Here is a 20,612-nt window from a genome sequence, read left to right on the forward strand (position 1 = left end):
CAAGGGTCGGTGGCACACCGCGCCTTGCCGGCGGTCGCCCTCCCCCGTGCACGTCTGCGCTCTTCCGTTCCGCACAACGAGACGGTCCGGCACATATGCCACGCGCCGCAAGGCACCGGAGGAGTGTCCCGCGTCTTAACCTGCGGGACATAGGGAGTAATCACGAGGGTTTTCCTTGGTCGACGGCCTCCGAACGCCGGTCGGCTCGCTGCCGCAACGGCATTCCTGCCCGAAAGGCGACGCATGTCACGTGAGCACATGCCCGCTCCGGCTGCACGGCAGCGGAATGACGCTGCGCACACAAAGGTCAAGAGATCACTTTCTGTTTCATCTCTGACACAACCGCCTTCGTCGCCGTCAGGAACGCCTCGATGGTGAGGGAATCGATTGCGCCGATCACCCCCACCCGGAAGGTGCCGCGCCCGGTCATCTTTCCGGCATAGATCGCAAAACCGCGTGCCCGAAGCGCCTCATAAAACGTCTCGAAGGAAAACCAGTCGTCCGCCGGCTCGACGAAGGAGGCTATCACGGGCGCTTGTCGCGCCGGATCGAGGGCCGGCTGGAACCCGAGACGGTCCATGCCCGAAAGAAGGGTGGCGAGGTTCTGCGAATAGCGCTCGAGCCGCGCGGGCGGGCCGCCCTCCTCCTCCAGTTCGGCAAGCGCCGCATCCAGCGCCGCAATCACATGCGTCGGCGGGGTAAACCGCCACTGCCCGCCATTGGCAAGCGCTGCCGCCTGGGCCTGGAGATCGAGAACGACGGACGGCGCGCGTCCCCGCGCAGCCTCAAGCAGCTCCTTGCGGCACACCACGAAGCCAAGTCCCGGAACGCCCTGCAGGCACTTGTTGGACGATGCGGCCATCGCAGCAAGCTCCAGGCCGCTCATGTCGACGGACAGGGCGCCGAAACCGCTCATGCTGTCGACCAGAAGCCAGCGCCCTTCGGCGCGCACACAGCTTGCGATGTCCTCCAGGGGGTTGAGCAAGCCCGAGGTCGTCTCGCAATGGACCATCGCAACGAAAGCAATGGCCGGATCGAGCCGCAGCCGCCGCGAGACTTCGGCAGGGTCATGCACCTCGGTTTCCGCGACCTCGTAGATCTCCACCGCGCGACCGCTCTTGCGACAGATATCGGCCATGCGATGACCATAGGCACCGTTGACCAGAAGCAGAACCCGCTCTCCCGCCCCGACGAACGTCGTCAGCATGGCCTCGACGGCAAAGGTGCCGCTGCCCTGCAGGGGCACGCAGACATGATCCTCTGCCGTTCCGCCCGACAGTGCGCGAATGCGGTCGAACACGCCTTGCGACAGGGCGACGAAGGCAGGATCCCGCGATCCCCAGTCGCGGAGCATGGCTTCTTTCACACGGGCGCTGGTTGTCAGCGGTCCGGGCGTCAGGAGCACCGGCGTCTCCTTGCCCTCAATCGAACGGGTGGCGGGGGTCTTCGCTTGTGGCGCACTGCTCATGATCCCAGCTCCGCAAGATAGGCCCGAAAGCGGCGCGCCACATCGCGCGGCGCGACCGTCGGCCGGCCAAGTCCGTCCACCGGATCCGTCGAGACCCTGACATGAAGCAACCGGGGACCCGGCATCGCAAGGGCGGCCTGAAACGCCGCGACCGCGCCGTCGAGACCCGCGGCCCGTGCCGCGAAGCGATAACCGCAGGAAGCCGCGACCTGCGCGAAATCGACGTTCGGCGAGACCGTCGCCTGCCCGCCGGTCGACAGGTGACAGCCGTTGTCCAGGACAATATGGGTCAGGTTTTCCGGCGCCTGCGCGCCGATGGTGGCCATGTTGCCGAGTTTCATGAGAGCCGCGCCGTCGCCATCCAAAACGACGATCTCGCGGCTTGAATTCAAGGCAGTGCCCAGACCGATCGCGCTGGCGCCGCCCATCGAACCGACGCAATAAAGATTGCGCGCCTCATCGCCGAGCGTAAAGAGCTCACGGCCCGTGTGCCCGGTGGTGGCGATCACGCCCGCGCCCGCCGGAAGGCACGGCAACAGTGCCTCGAGCGTGTCGATCCGCCGCCTTGCGGCCGCTGCCGCATCGAAATCGGCAACCTGCGACGGCGCGCGCTTCTGAAGGTCCGTTTCATCGAGCGGCCCCGCAGCCACCGCGCCCTTGGGCTGAACCAGCGCCACAGGCAGACCGGTTTCCCGCATCAGGCGCGCGGCCCGCGCAAGGCTGCTCTCCACATCGGCCTCGTTTTCCGGAAAATCGACCCGCCGCGCGCCGATCAGGTCGAGCAGCGGTTGGGTGATCCGCCCCATCAATTCATGCTGCGGCTCGTCCGTCAGCCCCGGCGCGCCGCGCCAGGTCACGATCATCAGCGTCGGGATGGCGAAGGGATGATTGAGCGAGGTGATCGGATTGACCGCGTTGCCAAGGCCCGAATTCTGGCACATGACCGCGGTCTCGCGCCCGGCAAGCCATGCACCGGCGGCAATCGCGACGGCCTCGCCCTCGCTGGTCGCACCGACATAGCGGGTCTGCGCATCCGAGATCGCCGCATTCATCAAGGGCGTCAGGAAACTGCAGGGAACCCCCGTGAAAAAATCGATGCCCTGCCGCTTGGCGGCATCGAGAAACTGTCCGGCTTCGATCATCTTGCCATCACACCGCGTCCCGAGCCTGGGCCAGGTCCATGAGGTCGTTCACATTGCCCCAGTAACCGCGCACGTACACGACCCCGATCCGCTCGCCCTCGCCGGCCAACCGGGTCAGGACCGCACCGAGATCGGCGGTATCGAGGGTCCCCTCTCCCTCCATCGCAGCCAGTGTCTCGCGGATCCTGCTTACCCCATCGGCATTGGCGCGCATCAATCCGATGAACGCGCCGTTGGCTTCGGCTCCGTCGGCAACGAACCGCGTCAGGGAAACCGCTTCGCCGGTCGCCTCGAGATCGGCATCATGGGGCTGCGAACAGGCGACCGCATCCCGAAGAGGCTGACCGTCGGCCCGCGTTTCCGCCCTGGGATCGACGAGAACGACGATATCGGCCTGCGCCTCCTCCAGAAGCGACAGGAAAAACGGCCGGTACAGGATATCGCCGTAGGAAACGATCGTGTCGCCTTCGCCCTGTGTCAGCGCAAGCGCCAGCGACCGGGCCTCGCCGGTGCTGTCATGGGCCGGGTTTTCCACCTTGCGAATGCCCGGCACGGCCACCGCATCCTCCCGGTAGCCCACTACGACGGAAATGTCGGAGACGCCGTGCCGGCCCAGTGCCTCGACCTGGCGGCCGAGAAGCGACTGTCCGCGAACGGGCACCATGCACTTGGGACGCTCCGCTGTCAGATCGCCCAGCCCCTTGCCCCGTGTCGCCGCAAGAATGACGGCACGCGCGGGATCGCGTGTCGACAGATACCGCTTTTCCGCCTGTTCCAGCTCCTGCGCGCCGGCGAGCGCAAAGACATCGCCGAGCGGAGCGACCGTATCCTCGACCTCCAGCAGCGTTTCCTGCGCCTTCAGCCTGGCGCAAGTGTCGCGCATCGCCTGGATCGAGCTTCTGAGATTGTGATTGGCCCAGATCACCATCGCCGCATTGGCGTCGCGGAACCGGTCGGTCGGCGTGCGGTAGTATTTGGTCGGAATGAGCACCACCGGCGCGCGGTTCTCCCATTGCCGGCAGAAATCGAAGATCTCGTCTGCGGTGCTCTTCTTTGAGTGGATGACGATCGCATCCGCGCCCGCATCCACATAGGCATGGGCCCGGGTCAGCGCCTCATCCACGCCCCGGCCCGCGATCAGCGCCTCGACCCGTGCAACCACGGAAAAATCCGGGTGGGTCTGCGTGTCCTTGCCGGCCTTGATCTTTCCGCAGAACTCGTCGACGTCGGCCAGCGGCTGGTTCTCGCCCAGGAAGGAATTCGTCTTGGGAAAGATCTTGTCCTCGATGCACACGCCGGCGATGCCGCGCTCGCAGAGCTTTTGCACGAAACGCCGGAAATTGTTGAAATTTCCGTAGCCGGTATCGCCGTCGACCAGGATCGGCAGGGACGAAGCGTCGGACATGTACTCCAGCATGTCGAGAACCTGGGTCCACGACAGTTCGTTGTTGTCCCTGACGCCCAGCGTCGCCGACATCGACAGTCCGGATGCCCAGATCCCCTCGAACCCCGCCTCCTCGACGATGCGCGCCGAAAGCCCGTTGTGCGCTTCCATCAGGAAGGCGAGGTCGGGGCGGGTCAGCATCTGCCGCAGGCGGGTGAACTTCGACGCCTGGGCCGGCTGTCGGTCGGGGGAACCATCGAAATGCAAGAGACTGCCCTTTCTGGATTGGCACGGTCATCGGCGAAAACGCGGGCCCGGTGAAAGGACCGCCGGTTCCGGCGCCAAGAGATGAAACGTCAGACGCGGAATGTATAGTCGCCGGAGGGGTCGCGCTCCACATCGGGCGGGTAGGCCGCGTGCTTGTCGGCGTAATAGGCTGCCAAGTGATCGCCTTCGGACGCGCGATTGTAGGTCGCGAAATAGAGCCGGCGCTGCTCGCGAGAGCGATTGACGCAAGAGCGGTGCGGACAATAGCTGTCGATGAGAACGACATCGCCCGGCTCGGTTTCCACCGGCACGAACGTCATGCTCTTCATGTCATCGTCGCTCAGCGGCTCCCACGCGCGGAACATGCCATGTCGATGGTGGCCGGCTGCGAATTCGACGCACCCGTTTTCTTCCGTCGCGGCGTCGATCGACACCATGATCGACACGAACCGGCTGGCGTAGTTCCACCAGCCGGCCTGCTGGTCCTGATGCGGTGTGAAGCCGGCGCCCCCGGGGCGCTTGAAATTAAGCTTTTCCTTGAAGAGCACGGCGGGCTCCCCGAGCGCCACCGCCGCATACTCCCCCAGCGCGCGGCCGAGGGCTGAAAACACGGGAGAATGACGTTCGAGATACTCCATCCGGCTGATGACCCGCCGCTCTTCGGGGTCGCAGACCGTCTCGCCGTAGACCCAGTGCTGGCCGGGCTGTTCCGGCATCGATTCCAGCCGTTGCACTTCCTGTTCGATCAACTGGAGCGCCGGCAGCGAAAGAACCTGTTTGAGAAGGAGAAAACCGTCCTCGCCATAGCGGCGGCCGTCATCGACGGTCATGGCCCGAAGGGCGAATTCGGGCCCGGCTTGTGGAGCCGCCTTCGCATCAATGCCTGAGTGAGTCATGTTCACGCCTCCTCCAGCCTTCAAACGGCAGTGCCGAATGCAACCACAAGCCCCTTCGCCACCGACGGAGCGCGCCCGTTTTCCAACCTAATCCGACTGAGCGCTATTCCTAGCGAACTCTCATGCCGAAGGGAAGAAAGCGAGACGATTGTTGCAAATCCGGCCATGCCGGGCCGTCGCGAACGCAAACCGGCAGGTCGCTCGCCCATCGCTGCCGACACATGCGGGGACGGGCGAGCGGACGATCTGCGTCAGGCGTTGACGTCGACGACGACGCGGCCGCGCACTTCGCCCTTGAGAATGGCGCGGCCCAGGTCCGGCAGGTCGGCAAGCGTCGCCGGCTGGATCATGTCGCCGAGCTTGTTCATCGGCAGATCCTGCGCAATGCGCGACCAGGCCCGCACCCGGTCCTCATAGGGGCGCATGACGGAATCGATCCCGAGAAGATTGACCCCGCGCAACAGGAACGGAATGACGGTCGCGGGAAGACCCGCCCCGCCGGCGAGACCGACGGCGGCAACGCTTGCGCCGTATTTCATCTGGCCAAGCACGCGCGCGAGCATTGCCCCGCCGACGGCATCGACACAGCCCGCCCAGGTTTCCGCTTCCAGCGGGCGCTTCACCGTCTCATTGAGATCGGCCCGGGCGACGATGCTCGTCGCACCGAGGCCCTTGAGGTAGTCGGCTGTTTCCGGACGTCCGGTAACAGCGGCGACCTCGTGGCCGAGCTTTGCCAGAATGGCGGTCGCCACCGAGCCGACACCGCCGGCAGCACCCGTGACGAGAACCGGGCCGCGGCCTGGCGTCAGGCCGTGATCCTCAAGCGCCATCACCGCCAGCATCGCTGTAAAACCCGCCGTGCCCACGGCCATCGCATCGCGGGTCGACAGGCCCTCTGGCAGCGGCACGAGCCAGTCGGCCTTGACGCGGGCTTTCTGCGCATAACCGCCCCACCAGGCCTCGCCGACACGCCAGCCGGTCAAAACGACCTTGTCGCCCGGCTTGTAGCGCGCGTCGTCGGAGGCCTCGACCGTGCCGGCGAAATCGATCCCCGGCACATGCGGGTAGGTGCGCACCAGTCCGCCGCCGGACCCGAGGCACAGGCCGTCCTTGTAGTTCACGGTCGAGTAATCCACCGCGACCGTGACATCTCCCTCCGGCAGGCGACTTTCATCGATGGACTGAATGCCGGCGGACGTCGATCCGTCCTCGGCCTTTTCAACGATCACAGCGTTGAAGCTCATGCCTTCGTCCTTCCCTGTCTGTTCGCGTTGGAGTGCGTGCCGGCGCTCAGCCTTGCCCGCCCCACTCGATTTAGCAAATCTCGGCACTGCGACCGTCGAAGTCCCAGACCCGACCGTGTGCCCTGACCCGTCCCTTGCTGGGAGTTGCAATGGTGATGTCGAGCCCCATCCAGTAGCCGGTGTTGGTGACCATCACGTCCGGGTCAGGGTCGGGGCCGGCAATCGGCGTCACTTCGCCCTGGATCGCCTTTCCGACCGTCAACCGACGGGTCTTGCCCTCGGTCTGGAAGTCCACGGGCGCGCGCTCCGCGCCCAAGAACTCCGAGACCAGCATCTTGAACAGCCCGGTGGTTCCCCGCGCCCGGCCCGAGAAGATCTCGATCAGTGCGTCATAGGCGGCCTCCGAGGCCCGTTCGTCGATATAGGCGGCGCATTTCCAGTTGCCGCGCGCCATGTTGCCTGGAATGTCAAGCAACAGGCCAACGTTCAGCCCCGAGAGATCCTCGCCTTCATGGTGACCGCTGTCGATGCGAACGCCCGCCCAGGCCTGGCAATAGCCTTCCGTTGGCGGATGCTTGCCGAGCGATACGACGCACGGACAAAACACCGTGCAGTTGCAGTTGAGGATCAGCTCCCCTTGATGGCCCAATCCGCCATTTTCAGTCCCCCGATCAGATGACGTTCACAAGACGCAGCGCGTCCACCAGTCCGGCGACGACAAGAACCGCCGCCAGCGGCCGGGTGAGCCAACGCCCCACCTCCGGCAATTTCTCGAAGACCATGACCAGCGTCGCCAGCCCCATGAACGCGAGGTTCATCGTGCCGCCGACAAAGGCGAGCAACATCAGCGCCCAGCAACAGCCGACGCATACAAGCCCGAGGCGCAGGCCCATCGCAGCAGCGCCCGAGGGCCCCTCGCGCCAGTTCGCAAGAAAGAAGGAGAGCGGCGCGCGGCATTTGCTCAGACACGCGGCCTTGGCGGGCGAGAGCTGATAAAGCCCGGCGACGAGCAGCAGCGCCGCGGGCGCTCCCGGAACCAGGACTACGCCGTCGGGGCGCAGCCAGCCGGCCGAGGCAAGGCCGAGCTGGAGGCCGGCGGCGCCAAGCGAAAACGCCAGCCAGGCCGCGAGGTACCCGCCGACCAGCGCCCAGAAGCCGGCGGCATTGCCCGCACCGGCATGACCGAGATCGAGGTAGGTGTTGAAGGCCGGCATGGCGGTCGGCGCCATCATCGCGGCGCTCATGATCGCCCACATCCCGAAGACGGCCGGAAAGCCGGCGATGCCGGGCGACACGGCACAGATCGACCGCCAGTAGTCGGCCCCAAAGGCCTCGCTGCCCGGCGGCACCTGCGCGGCTGCCGCTATCCACATCAGGATGGCCCAGGAACCGAGCACCAGGGCGAAAAACGCAAGCCAGAGCGCCGCCCGGCCACCGCCTGCGAACCGCGAGCGATGCGCGACGGAGCGTTGCCCGGACAAGGGGTAAGCAGTCATTGGCATTGCCTCCCGAGGCGGATGCGCTTCGGCAGAAGCCGGCGATCCGTCCGTTTTCCCACCGCCTGTCCCGCTCTCAGACAGGGCTCCTCTCCGCGACCCGACGCTTCGAAGACCGCCCCGACCGTGGATGGCAGCGTGTTGCAGCCAACTTCGAAAACACGCCTTCAATTGTCAAACATTATTTTGTCTGACATTTATTGGATAGACATTTGACCGTCGTCCGGCCCCCCCTTATGGTCGCGGCGTCAAAGAGGATGTTCATGTCGATCGAGTACACGGGAATCACGCGCGAGGGCCTGTCGAAGCAGATCGCCGACGCAATCCGAACCGCCATCATCGACGGTCGGCTGATGGTCGACGAACGGCTTCCGAGCGAAACAGAGCTTGCCGAACGCTTCGGCGTGTCGCGCCCGACCGTTCGCGAGGCCTTGAAGCGCCTGGCCGCACAGAACCTCATTCGCACGCAGCGCGGCCCGACCGGCGGCGCCTTCGTCAACCGGCTGACCTGGTCGGAGGCGCATGACGCGCTGGTCACCACCGCCACGCTTTTGATCGGCATGAACGACATTCCCTTCGAGGAGGCGATCGAGGCGCGCTTCGCGCTGGAAGCCGCCTGTCTGCCCTTTGCCGTCGAACGGCGCACGGAGGCCCAGCTGGAGACCCTGCGCCGGGAGATCGAACAGCAACAGCGCGGCAGCATGACGGACGAGGGGTTTTGCGCCTCCGACCTGCGCTTTCACCGGGTGCTGGTGGATGCGGCCGACAACCCGGTGCTGTCCTTCCAGATGGCCGGCGTGATCGAGGCCATGCAGCCCTTGATGAACATGCTGACCTACCGCATGCGCGACCGCACGAGGATCGCCCGTCTGCACGCCAGCCTCGCCGATGCGCTTCAGGCGCGCGTCACGCAATCCGCGCTCGCCGCCCTCAAGGAGCTTGGCGACTACACTCTGGACCTCGCCCGCGCCCGGCGCGAAGGATAACGCCCGGCGCAAACTGCAGGACGCCGAGGAATGACGTCGCCACCGCAAGTCATTGGACGCGGTCGGCTCCCCGGTCTAAGACCACGGGCACACTCGTTCATTCCAAATGGTGAGAGACTTCATGACCGGCCCTCTGTCGCACCTGCGCGTCCTCGATCTGTCCCGCGTTCTCGCCGGCCCCTGGTCGACGCAGACGCTCGCCGACATGGGCGCGGAGGTGATCAAGATCGAGCGGCCCGGAACGGGCGACGACACGCGCGGCTGGGGACCGCCCTTCGTTGAGGACGGACCCGCCACCGGCGAGAGCGCCTATTTCATGGCGGCCAACCGGGGCAAGAAGTCGGTCGCCGTCGACATCGCCAGCGACGGCGGGCGGGCGCTCGTGATCGAACTGGCCAGGAAGTCCGACATTCTCGTCGAGAACTACAAGGTCGGGGGGCTGAAGAAATATGGCCTCGACTATGCGAGCCTCGCCGAGATCAACCCGTCGCTTATCTACTGTTCGATCACCGGCTTCGGCCAGACCGGCCCCTACGCCCAGCGCGCCGGCTACGACTTCATGATCCAGGGCATGGGCGGCCTCATGTCGGTCACCGGCGAGCGCGACGCGCTGCCGGGCGGCGGCCCGCAAAAGGCAGGCGTTGCGCTTGCCGACGTCCTCACCGGCCTCAACGCCACCATCGCCATTCTCGGCGCGGTGGCGCACCGCGAACGCAGCGGCGAAGGCCAGCACCTCGACATCGCGCTTTTCGACGTTCAGGTCGCCTCGCTCGCAAACCAGGCGCTCAGCTATCTCGTGTCCGGCACCGCGCCCGCGCGCATGGGCAACGCCCACACGGCCATCGTGCCCTATCAGGCTTTCGAAACCGCGGACGGTCACATCATCCTCGCCGTGGGCAACGACGGCCAGTTCGTGCGTTTCTGCGAGGTGGCGGGCCGGTCCGACCTTCCCGCCGACCCGCGGTTCACGCTCAACCGCGACCGGGTGAGGAACCGGGAGATCCTTGTCCCGGTCATCGCCGACATCATCAAGGCCCGCACCACCCGCGCGTGGATCGAGGTTCTGGAGGCGGCCGCCGTGCCCTGCGGCCCCATCAACACCATCGCGGAGGTCTTCGAGGAGCCGCAAGCCAAGGCCCGTGGATTGCTGAACCCCGCCCTGCCCCACGCCAGCGGCGGCACGGTGCCGGGCGTTGCAAGCCCCTTGCGGTTCTCCAAGACCCCGGTCAACGACACCGTCGCGCCGCCCGTGCTCGGTCAACACACCCGCGAGGTCCTCGCCGACGTCCTGGGCCTCGACGAAGACGAGATCGCGGCTCTCCTGACAAGCGGTGCCGTCGACGGACTCTGACAGGACGCCATGTTGCATTGCAAAAAATTTATGCAACTCCAGGCGATGCCGCTTAATTTTGCAACGCCGCCGCGATTCATTCGCGCGCGGCGCCCTGCCATATTTTTCGCCATAAAAACAATGAATTGAGTTCGGAACCACGCTGCGTCGAGCGAGTGGCATGGTTCTTGATCCTCTCCGGATCGTCTCTTCCTCCCAGGGAGACGCGACAGAGGGGAAAAACAATGACCGTCAAACATACGAAGTCCTTGGCCGGCTACGCGCTCGCCGCGATGCTCGCATCCACCGCCTTCACGGGCGTGCAGGCGCAGGAAGAGACCATCAAGGTCGGCATCCTGCATTCGCTGTCCGGCACAATGGCGATCTCCGAGACGACGCTCAAGGACGCCATGCTGATGCTCATCGAGGAGCAGAACAAGAAGGGCGGCCTTCTCGGCAAGAAGCTCGAGGCCGTCGTCGTCGACCCGGCCTCCGACTGGCCGCTCTTCGCCGAAAAGGCGCGCGAGCTGATCGAGGTCAACGGCGTCTCGGCCGTCTTCGGCTGCTGGACGTCCGTGTCGCGCAAGTCCGTTCTCCCGGTCTTCGAGGAGCTGAACAGCCTGCTGTTCTACCCGGTCCAATACGAGGGCGAGGAAAGCCAGCGCAACGTCTTCTACACCGGTGCGGCCCCGAACCAGCAGGCCATTCCCGCCGTCGACTATCTGATGAACGAGGAAGGCGTCGAGCGCTGGGTGCTCGCCGGCACCGACTACGTCTATCCGCGCACGACCAACAAGATCCTCGAGGCCTACCTCAAGGCCAAGGGCGTTGCAGCCGAAGACATCATGATCAACTACACGCCGTTCGGACATTCCGACTGGCAGACGATCGTGTCCGACATCAAGACCTTCGGCTCCGCCGGCAAGAAGACGGCCGTTGTCTCGACGATCAACGGCGACGCCAACGTGCCCTTCTACAAGGAGCTCGGAAACGCCGGCATCAAGGCGGAAGACATTCCCGTCGTTGCCTTCTCGGTCGGCGAAGAGGAGCTTGCCGGTCTCGATACCGGTCCGCTGGTCGGCCACCTCGCCGCCTGGAACTACTTCCAGTCCGTCGACACCGAGGTGAACTTCGACTTCATCGACGCCTGGCACGCCTACACCGGCGACGACACGCGCGTGACCAACGACCCGATGGAAGCGCATTTCATCGGCTTCAACATGTGGGTCGAGGCGGTCGAGAAGGCCGGCACCACCGATCCCGATGCCGTGATCGATTCCATCGTCGGCGTGACGGTGCCAAATCTCACCGGCGGATATTCCGCGATGATGCCGAACCACCACATCACCAAGCCCGTGCTGATCGGCGAGATCCAGGACGACGGCCAGTTCGAGACCGTGTGGGAAACCTCCGGCCTCGTCGTCGGCGATGCCTGGTCCGATTACCTCGAAGGCTCCAAGGACCTGATCGCCGACTGGCGCGCACCGATGTCCTGCGGAAACTTCAACACCGCCACCGGAAAATGCGGCGGTTCGGGCAGCTAAGCCCCGGCCCTCGCATCCAGAGGGGAGGGAGGCGGGCAATGTATCCGCCTCCCCCATCCCTTCGCCGTCCAGGCGGGCGCGCCCAGCCCGCCCGTCCCTTGATCATCCGACCGGGGCCTTGTCGACCATGCTCACCCGCACGCGACGCCGTTCTTCCGCTCTCGGAGCGCTTGCCGTTTTCCTGGTGCTCGCGGTTGCGACCGTCACCTTTGCCGGCACCGCCGCGGCCCAGTCCGACGACGCGGCGCTGCGCACGCAGCTGAATGCGCTGGCCGCGGGCGATTTCGACGACACCCAGCGGCAGATAAATGCGATCGCGGAGGCCGGCGATCCGCGCGCCGCCCCGGCGCTCGAAGCTCTCGCCGACGGCGATCTTTACTTCCGCCGCGCGGACAACGCCGTCTTCATCACGCGCAAGGACGGCTCCGACTATGCGTTGCGCGATCCGCTAACGCTGGAAGACGCCGGCACCGCCGGGCGCCGCGAGGTCAAGAAGATCCGCGTCAACAACCGCTTGCGCCGGGTTATCCGTACAGCCCTCGGCACGCTGACACTGCGCGCGCCCGACCCGGCCGCACGCATCGAGGCCGCCGACGCGATCTTCAAGGCGCAGGATGTCGACAGCATCGAGCCGCTCGAGGCCGCATTGGCCGCAGAGACCAACACGGATGTAGCCCGCCACATGCGCGAGGCGCGTGCTGCGGCGGTGCTTGCCTCCGATCTTCCGACACCGGACAAGCTTGAGGCAATCGCCACCGTTGCCGCGCGCGGCGACCGGGATGCCCGCTCGCTGCTCACCGGCATATCCAACGGTCCCGACACTGCGCTGCATGAGGCGGCCAATGCGGCGATTGCCAAGGTGGAGCGGGTGCAGGGCCTGTGGGACACGGCGCGCAACATCTGGTTCGGCCTGTCGCTCGGTTCCGTGCTGCTGCTTGCCGCCATCGGCCTGGCGATCACCTTCGGCGTGATGGGCGTGATCAACATGGCGCACGGCGAAATGGTCATGCTCGGCGCCTATACGACCTTCGTCGTCCAGAGCCTGTTTCGCACCGCCGCGCCCGAGTATTTCGACTATTCGCTGATCGTCGCGCTCCCGGCGGCGTTCCTCGTCGCGGGACTTGTGGGCATCGCCATCGAGCGCGGCATCATCCGTTTCCTGCACGACCGCCCGCTGGAAACGCTGCTTGCGACGTGGGGCGTATCGCTGATCCTTCAGCAGACAGTACGCACGATCTTCGGACCGACCAACCGGGAGGTCGGAAACCCGTCCTTCATGTCCGGCGCCATGGAGATCGGACAGCTCACCATCACCTACAACCGGCTGTGGATCGTCGTCTTCGCGCTTGTCGTCTTCACCGCCCTGCTCGTGGCAATGAAGGCAACCCGTTTCGGTCTTTATGTCCGCGCCGTGACGCAGAACCGGCGCATGTCCGCCTCCATGGGCATTCGCACGCCGCTGGTCGACGCGCTCACCTTCGGCCTCGGCTCGGGGATCGCCGGCATTGCCGGCGTCGCGCTTTCCCAGATCGACAATGTCTCGCCGAACCTTGGGCAGTCCTACATCATCGACAGTTTCATGGTCGTCGTGTTCGGCGGCGTCGGAAACCTCTGGGGCACGCTGCTCGGCGCCTTCACGCTCGGCATCGCCAACAAGTTCCTGGAGCCGGTGGCCGGCGCGGTGCTCGCCAAGATCCTGGTGCTCGTCTTCATCATCCTCTTCATCCAAAAGCGCCCGCGCGGCCTCTTCGCGCTCAAGGGCCGGGCGGTGGACGCATGAGCCGCGCAACGACCGGGAGGTCCCCGCAATGACGCTCCGCTTTCTTTCCGGCGGCCTCACCGGCGGACGCCTTGTCATGCTGGCGCTGCTCCTGGCCTCCGCGATCCTCGTCCCGTTGCTGAACCTGGCCTTGCCGGAAAGCCATCCGCTGCATGTGCCGACCTATGCCGTGACGCTCATGGGCAAATATCTGACCTACGCCCTGCTGGCGCTGGCCCTCGATCTCGTCTGGGGCTATTGCGGCATTCTCTCGCTTGGTCACGCCGCCTTCTTCGCGCTCGGCGGCTATGCCATGGGCATGTATCTGATGCGCCAGATCGGCTCCCGCGGCGTTTATGGCGATCCCGTCCTGCCGGACTTCATGGTGTTCCTGAACTGGGACGAACTGCCCTGGTACTGGTACGGCTTCGACGCCTTTTCCTTCGCCATGCTGGTCGCGCTCGTGGCGCCGGCGATCCTCGCCTTCGTCTTCGGCTGGTTCGCCTTCCGCTCGCGGGTGACCGGCGTCTATCTGTCGATCATCACCCAGGCGATGACCTATGCGCTGCTTCTCGCCTTTTTCCGCAACGACATGGGCTTTGGCGGCAACAACGGTCTGACCGACTTCAAGGACATTCTCGGCTTCGACATCCAGTCGGACGCCACCCGCGCCGGGCTTTTCGCGGCGTCCGCGCTGGCGCTCGCGGCGGGCCTCGTCCTGGCGGTGGCCATCACCGCCTCCAAGCTCGGCAAGGTCTTGATCGCCGTGCGCGACGCGGAAAGCCGCACCCGCTTCCTCGGCTACCGGGTCGAGCACTACAAGCTCTTCGTCTGGACGGTGTCCGCGATGATGGCGGGTTTGGCCGGCGCGCTCTACGTGCCGCAGGTCGGCATCATCAATCCGGGCGAATTCGCCCCCGCCAATTCCATCGAGGCGGTCATCTGGGTCGCCGTCGGCGGGCGCGGCACGCTGGTCGGGCCGATCATCGGCGCGGTTCTCGTGAATTTCGCCAAGAGCTGGTTCACCGCAGCCCTTCCCGAGTTCTGGCTGTTCGCGCTCGGCGGGCTCTTTGTCTTCGTCACGCTGTTTCTTCCCACCGGCATTGTCGGCCTCGCCCGCACGGCGACGCAACGGCTGCGACGCATGCGCAAATCCGAGCCGGACGCCCGGAACACCGGCGGATCGGTGACGACCGAGCCGCGCGGCCAGGCGGCGGAGTAGACCCATGGCAAAAGCGGAAACCCTTCTCTATCTCGACGGTGTCAGCGTTTCCTTCGACGGCTTCAAGGCGCTGAACAATCTCTCCTTCCTGATCGGCCGCAACGAGATGCGCGCGATCATCGGCCCGAACGGCGCCGGCAAGACCACGATGATGGATGTGATCACCGGCAAGACGCGTCCCGACGAAGGCGAACTTCGCTTCGACGGCAAGATCGACCTCACCGCCCACGACGAGGCGGAGATCGCCGGCTTCGGCATCGGCCGCAAGTTCCAGAAGCCGACGGTGTTTGAAAACCAGAGCGTCCGCGACAACCTGATGCTGGCGCTGAAGGCGCTACGCGGCCCCTTCGCCACGTTGTTTCACCGCGACGACGATGCCGAGCGCAGCCGGATCGACACTCTGCTGGCGACGATCCGGCTCACCGCCCGCAGGGACGATCTGGCGGGCGACCTCAGCCACGGCCAGAAGCAGTGGCTGGAAATCGGCATGCTGCTTGCCCAGGATCCCGAGTTGCTTCTGATCGACGAGCCGGCCGCTGGCATGACGGACGCGGAGACGGCGGCGACCGCCGATTTGCTGCGCGAGATCTCGAAAACCCACTCGGTCGTGGTCGTGGAGCACGACATGGCCTTCGTGCGCGCGCTCGGCGTGAAGGTGACGGTCCTCCATGAAGGGTCCGTGCTCGCGGAAGGGTCGCTCGACCACGTTTCCAACGATCGAAGGGTCATCGATGTCTATCTCGGACGCTGACGCTTGCCCGGAAGGTCCCGCCTCATGCTGACTGTCGACGCAATAGATCTCCACTACGGTGCCGCCCAGGCGCTGAAACAGGTGAGCCTCACCGCGAAGATCGGCGAGATCTCCTGCGTGATGGGCCGCAACGGGGTCGGCAAGACCTCGACGCTGCGCGCCATCGCCGGCCAGCATCCGGTCACGCATGGAAGGGTCCATTGGGAAGGCGCGGACATCACGCGGCTTTCGGCGTTCCAGCGCGCGCGGCGCGGCATCTCCATCGTGCCGCAGGGGCGCGATATCTTTCCGCTTCTGAGCGTGAAGGAAAACCTGGAGACCGGTTTCGCGCCGCTTGCCCGCAAGGAACGCTTCGTGCCCGACACGGTGTTCGAACTGTTTCCCGTGTTGAAGGACATGCTGTCGCGGCGCGGCGGCGACCTTTCGGGCGGCCAGCAGCAGCAGCTTGCCATCGGACGCGCCATCGTCATGCGCCCGCGCCTGCTCATTCTGGACGAGCCGACCGAGGGCATTCAGCCCTCGATCATCAAGGACATCGGCCGGGCCATCGCCTTCCTGCGGGAAAGCGGCGACATGGCCATCGTGCTCGTCGAGCAATACTTCGAATTCGCCCGCGACCTTGCCGACAATTTCGCCGTGATGGATCGCGGCGAGGTCGTGCTCGCCGGCGCGCGGGCGGACCTCGACGAGACCGAAGTGCGCGCGCATCTCACCGTGTGAGGCCGATCCGCCTCAGCCGCGTCCGATGTAAGGCATGTTCGTCGCCATCACCGTCATGAACTGCACGTTGGCATCGAGCGGCAGGCTCGCCATATGCAGCACCGAGCTTGCCACATGGGCTGCATCCATGACCGGTTCGGCGCGCACCGAGCCGTCCGGTTGCGGCACGCCTTCCGGCATTTTCGCCGTCATGTCGGAGGCGGCGTTGCCGATGTCGACCTGTCCGCAGGCGATGTTGCAGGCCCGCCCGTCGAGTGAGATCGAGCGGGTCAGCCCGGTGATCGCGTGTTTTGACGCGGTATAGGCGACCGAGCCCGGCCGTGGAACATGGGCGGAGATCGAGCCGTTGTTGATGATGCGTCCGCCCTGCGGATCCTGCGCGCGCATCTGGATGAAGGCCGCGCGGGCGATCAGGAACGCGCCATCGACGTTGACCGACATCACCTTGCGCCAGTCCGCGAAGGACAGATCGCCGATCGGCGTGCCGAGCACCGAGGTTCCGGCATTGTTGAAGACGACGTCAAGCCGGCCGAACCGATCCTTGATCGCCTGAAAGAGCGCGTCGACCGCATCGGGATCGCTGACATCGCAAGGCACACACAACGTCTGGTCGGCGGCGACACCCGCCTCCGCCGCGACCGTCTCCAGAAGCTCGGAACGACGGCCGGCAAGAACCGTCCGGTAGCCGGCCTTGAGAAAGGCAATCGCGCAAGAGCGCCCGACGCCCGCCGTTGCCCCTGTTACCAGCGCCACATCGCCCTGCCCCGCCATCGTGTTCCCCCGGTTGTTCCTGCCTCGAGGGGGTCACAATGCGCGAGAGATGCGCAGGATGGCAAGCCCGTGCCCGTCGCCGGAAAACCCGCCGTCACCCTCCGGTATCAAACGAAATTGCGGGCCACCATGTAACCGGCCCAGGCCGAGACGCCGGTCACGAAACTTCCCCAGGTCACATCGACGAGGGTCACGACCACCGGCCAGTCGCGCAGCGTCGCCAGATTGGTGAATTCATATGTGGCATAGGCGAAAAAGCCGAACAACAGCCCGTAAATCAGTGCATCCTGCCAATTGCCGGATTTGAGCGCCGGACTGACCGCAAAGATCACCACGCCGACGACATAGACGGCGTAGAAGGCACCGGCGACCGCGAAATTCACCTCGTCAGCCATCAATGCACCGACACGCTCGCGGTAGAAGGAACCCGCAATACGGGTCAACCAGACGTAATCGATGGCAAAGAAAACGACAGCAGTCGCAAGATAGGCAATCGCATAGGACATTCTTCAAACCTTCGTCAGTGTCATACAGGGTTAAACGCAACGGGAAAGCAATCGGTTCACCCGCGCGGCGGGAACAGGGAGGCACGAGTGGCCAATCGTCTCAGCCGCCGCATTTGCGGAGGAAAGCCGAACAAACGTTGGCCGGCCCCTCTTCACATGAGTTTGGAATGATTCTAATTTGTACAAGATGATCGCGGACTAGACGACGAGGCCGACGATCCGTTAAGCGCAGGAGATTTTTATGAAGGGCAGTGAAAAGGTCATTGAGCGACTGAACGAGGCGCTCTTGCTCGAACTCGGAGCCGTCAACCAGTACTGGCTTCACTACCGCATGCTCGACGACTGGGGCCTTGGAAAACTCGCCAAGAAGGAGCGCGAGGAATCCATCGAGGAAATGCATCACGCCGACAAAATCATCGAGCGGATCATTTTTCTGGAAGGTCACCCGAACCTCCAGAAGGTCGGCGCGCTGCGCATTGGCCAGGACATCAAGGAGGTTCTGGAATCCGATCTCGCCGGCGAGCACGATGCACGCGCCTCCTATTCCAAGTCCCGCGACATCTGCCATGACGAGGGCGACTACGTCACGATGAAGCTGTTTGAGGAACTGCTGAAGGACGAGGAAGGTCATATCGACTTCCTCGAGACCCAGCTCGATCTCCTCGAGAAGCTCGGCACGGAGCGCTATTCGCTTCTCAATGCCACCTCGGCCGACGCAGAAGACTGACAACCACGCCCTGCCGCGCCGGCAAGATGCGCGGCAGGGCATACGCTCCCTGCCACCTTCCGAAAACCGAGACCTTCTGTCGCTTTCGCGCAGCCGCATTCGCCTTGGCTCACTTTCGCGCATAAATCGCAAATCAAAAAACAGCAACCAAAACGCGCTTTTTGCGCTATGCTTGAGGGAGAGTTCCATCAAGCCGGTCAGGATCCGGCGTGCCGCCAGATCGGCGGAACGACGAAAGGAACGGGTCCATGCCGCTGCAGCCCGGGTTCGACTTTGCAGAGGCGACAGCGACCATTGCGCTGTCCCAGGCAATCTACGACGCCCCCGCCATTCCGGTGCCCACCCCGAGCCCACAGTCGCTTGGCTGGTCAAAGATCAACGCCCTCTCGCCGAGCGGCCCGACCCTTCTTGACAACCTTTGGGAGGTCTGGCGCAACGATGCCAGGCCAAACCAATACGCCATCGTCGTGCGCGGCACGGTCGACAGCAAGGCCAGCATTCTCGCCGATCTCCTGCTTCCTCTCGTCGACGCGCGGCTCGACCTCGGCATCGAGACCGGCGGGTTCAAACTCGAGTTTCCCTTTCATCTGGCCCGCGACGAGGCCGGCAGCGCGGTGGTGGCCGGCACTCACATGGGCTTCAGCCTCAGCCTGTTCCTGATGCTTCTGACAACGGACCGGCCGCTTCTTACGACGCTCTTCACGCTCGCCGTTGCCCCCGACACGGAGATCCTCATCACCGGACACAGCCAGGGCGCATCGATCGCAACGCTTCTGACGTCCTTCGTGCGCCATGCATCGGGTGTGTTCTCGAGCATCGCCAAGCCCTCCTACAAGACCTATGTCTTCGCACCGGCCAAGCCCGGAAACGACCACTATGGCTACGATTACATGGCCATCGCCGGTGTGGCGGGCATGGGATGGAGCATTGTCAGCACGCAAGGCTGGGTCCCCCAGGTGCCCTTCACCCTGCAAATCCCCGGTGACATCAACACCCCCAATCCGCTGCGCGACTACAAGGGCGCGCGCAATGGAACCGTGGCCCCCCGGGTTGCGGCACTTTGCGCAACCGTCGAACCGTCCGTCGAAGACGCCAGACGACAGGTCATCGCGCATGGCCAGCGCGTTGCGGACACGCTGAAGCGCGAACTCGAGAGCGAACCGCTCGTCTTCGACGCCGCGCTTCTCGGCGCCTCCCGACCGGCCGTTCTCGACGGATCCGCGCTTGCCGGCGCGATCGACAGCATCCTGTCGCATATCCAGCTGTCGCTGAATTTCACCACGGCCGGGGCGCTGGTTCCGCTCTTTGCTGTTCCGGGCGACAACCCGGATGACCCTTCGGATTTCTTCTGGCAACACCATCTCGGCAACTACTGGACATACATGCAGGCGCAATACGGGTCTTCCTGATCCGCGCATCGCCGGGACGTGCAGGACACAACGGCACACAACCCGCTTGTCATGGCCCTCCCCTCGCGGCACTCTCCGGCGGAGAAGGGCACCGGTCGTGCCCGACCGGGGGGGATACGTGCATGCGAAAGACTGGTCTTGCCCTGGCGATTGGCGCCGTTCTTCTTCACATACCGGCGGCGCAGGCTGCGTGCCCGGCCGGCACGACAATTGATGCCTTTGTCGCCGACCGCGCAGCCGCCCGTCCCGCTGCGCCGCCGATTGCGGTCGACGGTTCGCTGGAAGACGCGTTCTGCGCGCAGGCGATGATCGTCGACCGTCTGTCGAAGGACCTCGGACCGGTGGTCGGCTACAAGGCGGGTCTCACCTCGCCTCCGGCTCAGAAAGCTTTCGGCGTCGAGGAACCGGTGTTCGGCACGCTCTTGCGCGACATGCTCCTCGAATCCGGTGCAAGCCTTCGCGCCGGCGATGCCGTAAGGTCACTGTTCGAGGCGGATCTGATCGTCGAGATCGGCGACGCCGCCGTGAACGATGCGACGACACCCACCGAGGTTCTTGCCGCCATTCGCGGCGTGCGACCGTTTCTGGAGCTTCCGGCGCTGGTCGCACCGCTCGACATCCAGCTCAACGGGCCGATGATCACCGCAATCAACGTCGGCGCCTGGCGCGGGGTGATGGGCGACCTGATCGAGATGCCCGCGGACGAGGCAGGCGTGGCGATGCTGGCCGACTTCACCGCGCGCCTCACCGACGAGGCGACCGGCGAGACAATCTCGGCCGCACCGGGCAAGGCCGTGCTCGGCCATCCGCTGAACGCGGTGATCTGGATCGCCGGCGTTCTCAAGGCACAAGGCAAGGCGCTTAAACCCGGCGATCTCGTCTCGGTCGGTTCGATCGGCCCGCTCAACCCGATGAAACCGGGCCAGAGCGTGCGTCTCACCTATGAGGGGCTGCCCGGCACGCCAAGCGTCACCGCAACCTTCAAGTAAG

At 65.0% G+C, this 20,612-nt stretch carries 19 protein-coding genes; 10 read left to right on the top strand and 9 right to left on the bottom strand.

Going from position 1 to position 20,612, the window contains the following annotated elements:
- Window positions 1-307 precede the first annotated feature (307 nt).
- The 7 genes from G572_RS0116025 to G572_RS0116055 all read right to left on the bottom strand — a co-directional run bounded on the left by G572_RS0116025 (window position 308) and on the right by G572_RS0116055 (window position 7,897).
- Complete coding sequence (locus tag G572_RS0116025; RefSeq protein WP_051242522.1) at window positions 308-1,468, bottom strand: 2-aminoethylphosphonate--pyruvate transaminase; 1,161 nt, start codon at window positions 1,466-1,468, stop codon at window positions 308-310.
- Window positions 1,465-2,610: a phosphonopyruvate decarboxylase gene (gene aepY, locus G572_RS0116030; RefSeq protein WP_029059343.1), complete on the bottom strand. Its 1,146-nt coding sequence runs from the start codon at window positions 2,608-2,610 to the stop codon at window positions 1,465-1,467. The genes G572_RS0116025 and aepY overlap by 4 nt, the downstream gene beginning before the upstream one ends.
- 7 nt (window positions 2,611-2,617) lie before the next feature.
- The gene (aepX, locus tag G572_RS24305; RefSeq protein ID WP_037546976.1) at window positions 2,618-4,261 is read right to left on the bottom strand and encodes a phosphoenolpyruvate mutase; all 1,644 of its coding nucleotides are present in this window, start codon (window positions 4,259-4,261) and stop codon (window positions 2,618-2,620) included.
- An 89-nt stretch (window positions 4,262-4,350) separates the two neighbouring features.
- Window positions 4,351-5,157, bottom strand: a complete 807-nt coding sequence (locus G572_RS0116040) for a phytanoyl-CoA dioxygenase family protein (RefSeq protein ID WP_156884663.1) — start codon at window positions 5,155-5,157, stop codon at window positions 4,351-4,353.
- A 251-nt stretch (window positions 5,158-5,408) separates the two neighbouring features.
- Window positions 5,409-6,401: an acryloyl-CoA reductase gene (gene acuI / locus G572_RS0116045; protein ID WP_029059345.1), complete on the bottom strand. Its 993-nt coding sequence runs from the start codon at window positions 6,399-6,401 to the stop codon at window positions 5,409-5,411.
- A 70-nt stretch (window positions 6,402-6,471) separates the two neighbouring features.
- Window positions 6,472-7,050 (bottom strand): DUF1326 domain-containing protein, encoded by a 579-nt coding sequence (locus G572_RS0116050; protein ID WP_029059346.1) that lies wholly within the window; start codon window positions 7,048-7,050, stop codon window positions 6,472-6,474.
- 22 nt (window positions 7,051-7,072) lie between these two features.
- Complete coding sequence (locus tag G572_RS0116055) at window positions 7,073-7,897, bottom strand: DUF2182 domain-containing protein (protein WP_029059347.1); 825 nt, start codon at window positions 7,895-7,897, stop codon at window positions 7,073-7,075.
- Between the two features lie 263 nt (window positions 7,898-8,160).
- On the opposite strand from G572_RS0116055, the gene G572_RS0116060 reads away from it, so the two are divergent.
- From G572_RS0116060 to urtE, 7 genes are all read left to right on the top strand, one after another.
- On the top strand, window positions 8,161-8,883 hold the full coding sequence (locus G572_RS0116060) for a FadR/GntR family transcriptional regulator (protein WP_051242649.1): 723 nt from the start codon (window positions 8,161-8,163) through the stop codon (window positions 8,881-8,883).
- A 121-nt stretch (window positions 8,884-9,004) separates the two neighbouring features.
- On the top strand, window positions 9,005-10,234 hold the full coding sequence (locus G572_RS0116065) for a CaiB/BaiF CoA transferase family protein (protein ID WP_037546977.1): 1,230 nt from the start codon (window positions 9,005-9,007) through the stop codon (window positions 10,232-10,234).
- A gap of 224 nt (window positions 10,235-10,458) precedes the next feature.
- Window positions 10,459-11,757, top strand: a complete 1,299-nt coding sequence (urtA, locus tag G572_RS0116070; RefSeq protein ID WP_029059350.1) for an urea ABC transporter substrate-binding protein — start codon at window positions 10,459-10,461, stop codon at window positions 11,755-11,757.
- A 127-nt stretch (window positions 11,758-11,884) separates the two neighbouring features.
- The gene (gene urtB / locus G572_RS0116075) at window positions 11,885-13,537 is read left to right on the top strand and encodes an urea ABC transporter permease subunit UrtB (protein ID WP_037546979.1); all 1,653 of its coding nucleotides are present in this window, start codon (window positions 11,885-11,887) and stop codon (window positions 13,535-13,537) included.
- A 28-nt stretch (window positions 13,538-13,565) separates the two neighbouring features.
- Window positions 13,566-14,738, top strand: a complete 1,173-nt coding sequence (gene urtC, locus G572_RS24310; RefSeq protein WP_051242524.1) for an urea ABC transporter permease subunit UrtC — start codon at window positions 13,566-13,568, stop codon at window positions 14,736-14,738.
- 4 nt (window positions 14,739-14,742) lie between these two features.
- Window positions 14,743-15,489 (top strand): urea ABC transporter ATP-binding protein UrtD, encoded by a 747-nt coding sequence (gene urtD / locus G572_RS0116085; RefSeq protein ID WP_029059352.1) that lies wholly within the window; start codon window positions 14,743-14,745, stop codon window positions 15,487-15,489.
- Between the two features lie 24 nt (window positions 15,490-15,513).
- Complete coding sequence (gene urtE / locus G572_RS0116090; protein WP_029059353.1) at window positions 15,514-16,209, top strand: urea ABC transporter ATP-binding subunit UrtE; 696 nt, start codon at window positions 15,514-15,516, stop codon at window positions 16,207-16,209.
- A 12-nt stretch (window positions 16,210-16,221) separates the two neighbouring features.
- On the opposite strand, the gene G572_RS0116095 is transcribed toward urtE, so the two are convergent.
- On the bottom strand, window positions 16,222-16,980 hold the full coding sequence (locus G572_RS0116095; RefSeq protein ID WP_029059354.1) for an SDR family oxidoreductase: 759 nt from the start codon (window positions 16,978-16,980) through the stop codon (window positions 16,222-16,224).
- A 107-nt stretch (window positions 16,981-17,087) separates the two neighbouring features.
- The gene (locus G572_RS0116100) at window positions 17,088-17,486 is read right to left on the bottom strand and encodes a DUF2177 family protein (protein WP_029059355.1); all 399 of its coding nucleotides are present in this window, start codon (window positions 17,484-17,486) and stop codon (window positions 17,088-17,090) included.
- Between the two features lie 241 nt (window positions 17,487-17,727).
- Here G572_RS0116100 and bfr point away from each other — a divergent pair, with 241 nt between their 5' ends.
- The 3 genes from bfr to G572_RS0116115 all read left to right on the top strand — a co-directional run bounded on the left by bfr (window position 17,728) and on the right by G572_RS0116115 (window position 20,611).
- Window positions 17,728-18,213, top strand: coding sequence for a bacterioferritin (gene bfr, locus G572_RS0116105; protein WP_029059356.1), 486 nt, complete (start codon window positions 17,728-17,730; stop codon window positions 18,211-18,213).
- Window positions 18,214-18,461: 248 nt separating this feature from the next.
- Window positions 18,462-19,622 (top strand): lipase family protein, encoded by a 1,161-nt coding sequence (locus G572_RS0116110; protein ID WP_029059357.1) that lies wholly within the window; start codon window positions 18,462-18,464, stop codon window positions 19,620-19,622.
- A 122-nt stretch (window positions 19,623-19,744) separates the two neighbouring features.
- On the top strand, window positions 19,745-20,611 hold the full coding sequence (locus G572_RS0116115) for a 2-keto-4-pentenoate hydratase (protein WP_029059358.1): 867 nt from the start codon (window positions 19,745-19,747) through the stop codon (window positions 20,609-20,611).
- Window position 20,612 lies beyond the last annotated feature (1 nt).

This window comes from Stappia stellulata DSM 5886 (assembly GCF_000423705.1).
GTDB classification, from domain to species: domain Bacteria; phylum Pseudomonadota; class Alphaproteobacteria; order Rhizobiales; family Stappiaceae; genus Stappia; species Stappia stellulata.

What these genes read in the sequence shown, in the direction of transcription:
- G572_RS0116025 (WP_051242522.1), bottom strand. Translation starts at nt 1,468, where the DNA reads ATGAGCAGTGCGCCACAAGCGAAGACCCCCGCCACCCGTTCGATTGAG.
- aepY (WP_029059343.1), bottom strand. Translation starts at nt 2,610, where the DNA reads ATGATCGAAGCCGGACAGTTTCTCGATGCCGCCAAGCGGCAGGGCATC.
- G572_RS0116040 (WP_156884663.1), bottom strand. Translation starts at nt 5,157, where the DNA reads ATGACTCACTCAGGCATTGATGCGAAGGCGGCTCCACAAGCCGGGCCC.
- acuI (WP_029059345.1), bottom strand. Translation starts at nt 6,401, where the DNA reads ATGAGCTTCAACGCTGTGATCGTTGAAAAGGCCGAGGACGGATCGACG.
- G572_RS0116055 (WP_029059347.1), bottom strand. Translation starts at nt 7,897, where the DNA reads ATGACTGCTTACCCCTTGTCCGGGCAACGCTCCGTCGCGCATCGCTCG.
- G572_RS0116060 (WP_051242649.1), top strand. Translation starts at nt 8,161, where the DNA reads ATGTCGATCGAGTACACGGGAATCACGCGCGAGGGCCTGTCGAAGCAG.
- G572_RS0116065 (WP_037546977.1), top strand. Translation starts at nt 9,005, where the DNA reads ATGACCGGCCCTCTGTCGCACCTGCGCGTCCTCGATCTGTCCCGCGTT.
- urtA (WP_029059350.1), top strand. Translation starts at nt 10,459, where the DNA reads ATGACCGTCAAACATACGAAGTCCTTGGCCGGCTACGCGCTCGCCGCG.
- urtB (WP_037546979.1), top strand. Translation starts at nt 11,885, where the DNA reads ATGCTCACCCGCACGCGACGCCGTTCTTCCGCTCTCGGAGCGCTTGCC.
- urtC (WP_051242524.1), top strand. Translation starts at nt 13,566, where the DNA reads ATGACGCTCCGCTTTCTTTCCGGCGGCCTCACCGGCGGACGCCTTGTC.
- urtD (WP_029059352.1), top strand. Translation starts at nt 14,743, where the DNA reads ATGGCAAAAGCGGAAACCCTTCTCTATCTCGACGGTGTCAGCGTTTCC.
- urtE (WP_029059353.1), top strand. Translation starts at nt 15,514, where the DNA reads ATGCTGACTGTCGACGCAATAGATCTCCACTACGGTGCCGCCCAGGCG.
- G572_RS0116095 (WP_029059354.1), bottom strand. Translation starts at nt 16,980, where the DNA reads ATGGCGGGGCAGGGCGATGTGGCGCTGGTAACAGGGGCAACGGCGGGC.
- G572_RS0116100 (WP_029059355.1), bottom strand. Translation starts at nt 17,486, where the DNA reads ATGTCCTATGCGATTGCCTATCTTGCGACTGCTGTCGTTTTCTTTGCC.
- bfr (WP_029059356.1), top strand. Translation starts at nt 17,728, where the DNA reads ATGAAGGGCAGTGAAAAGGTCATTGAGCGACTGAACGAGGCGCTCTTG.
- G572_RS0116110 (WP_029059357.1), top strand. Translation starts at nt 18,462, where the DNA reads ATGCCGCTGCAGCCCGGGTTCGACTTTGCAGAGGCGACAGCGACCATT.
- G572_RS0116115 (WP_029059358.1), top strand. Translation starts at nt 19,745, where the DNA reads ATGCGAAAGACTGGTCTTGCCCTGGCGATTGGCGCCGTTCTTCTTCAC.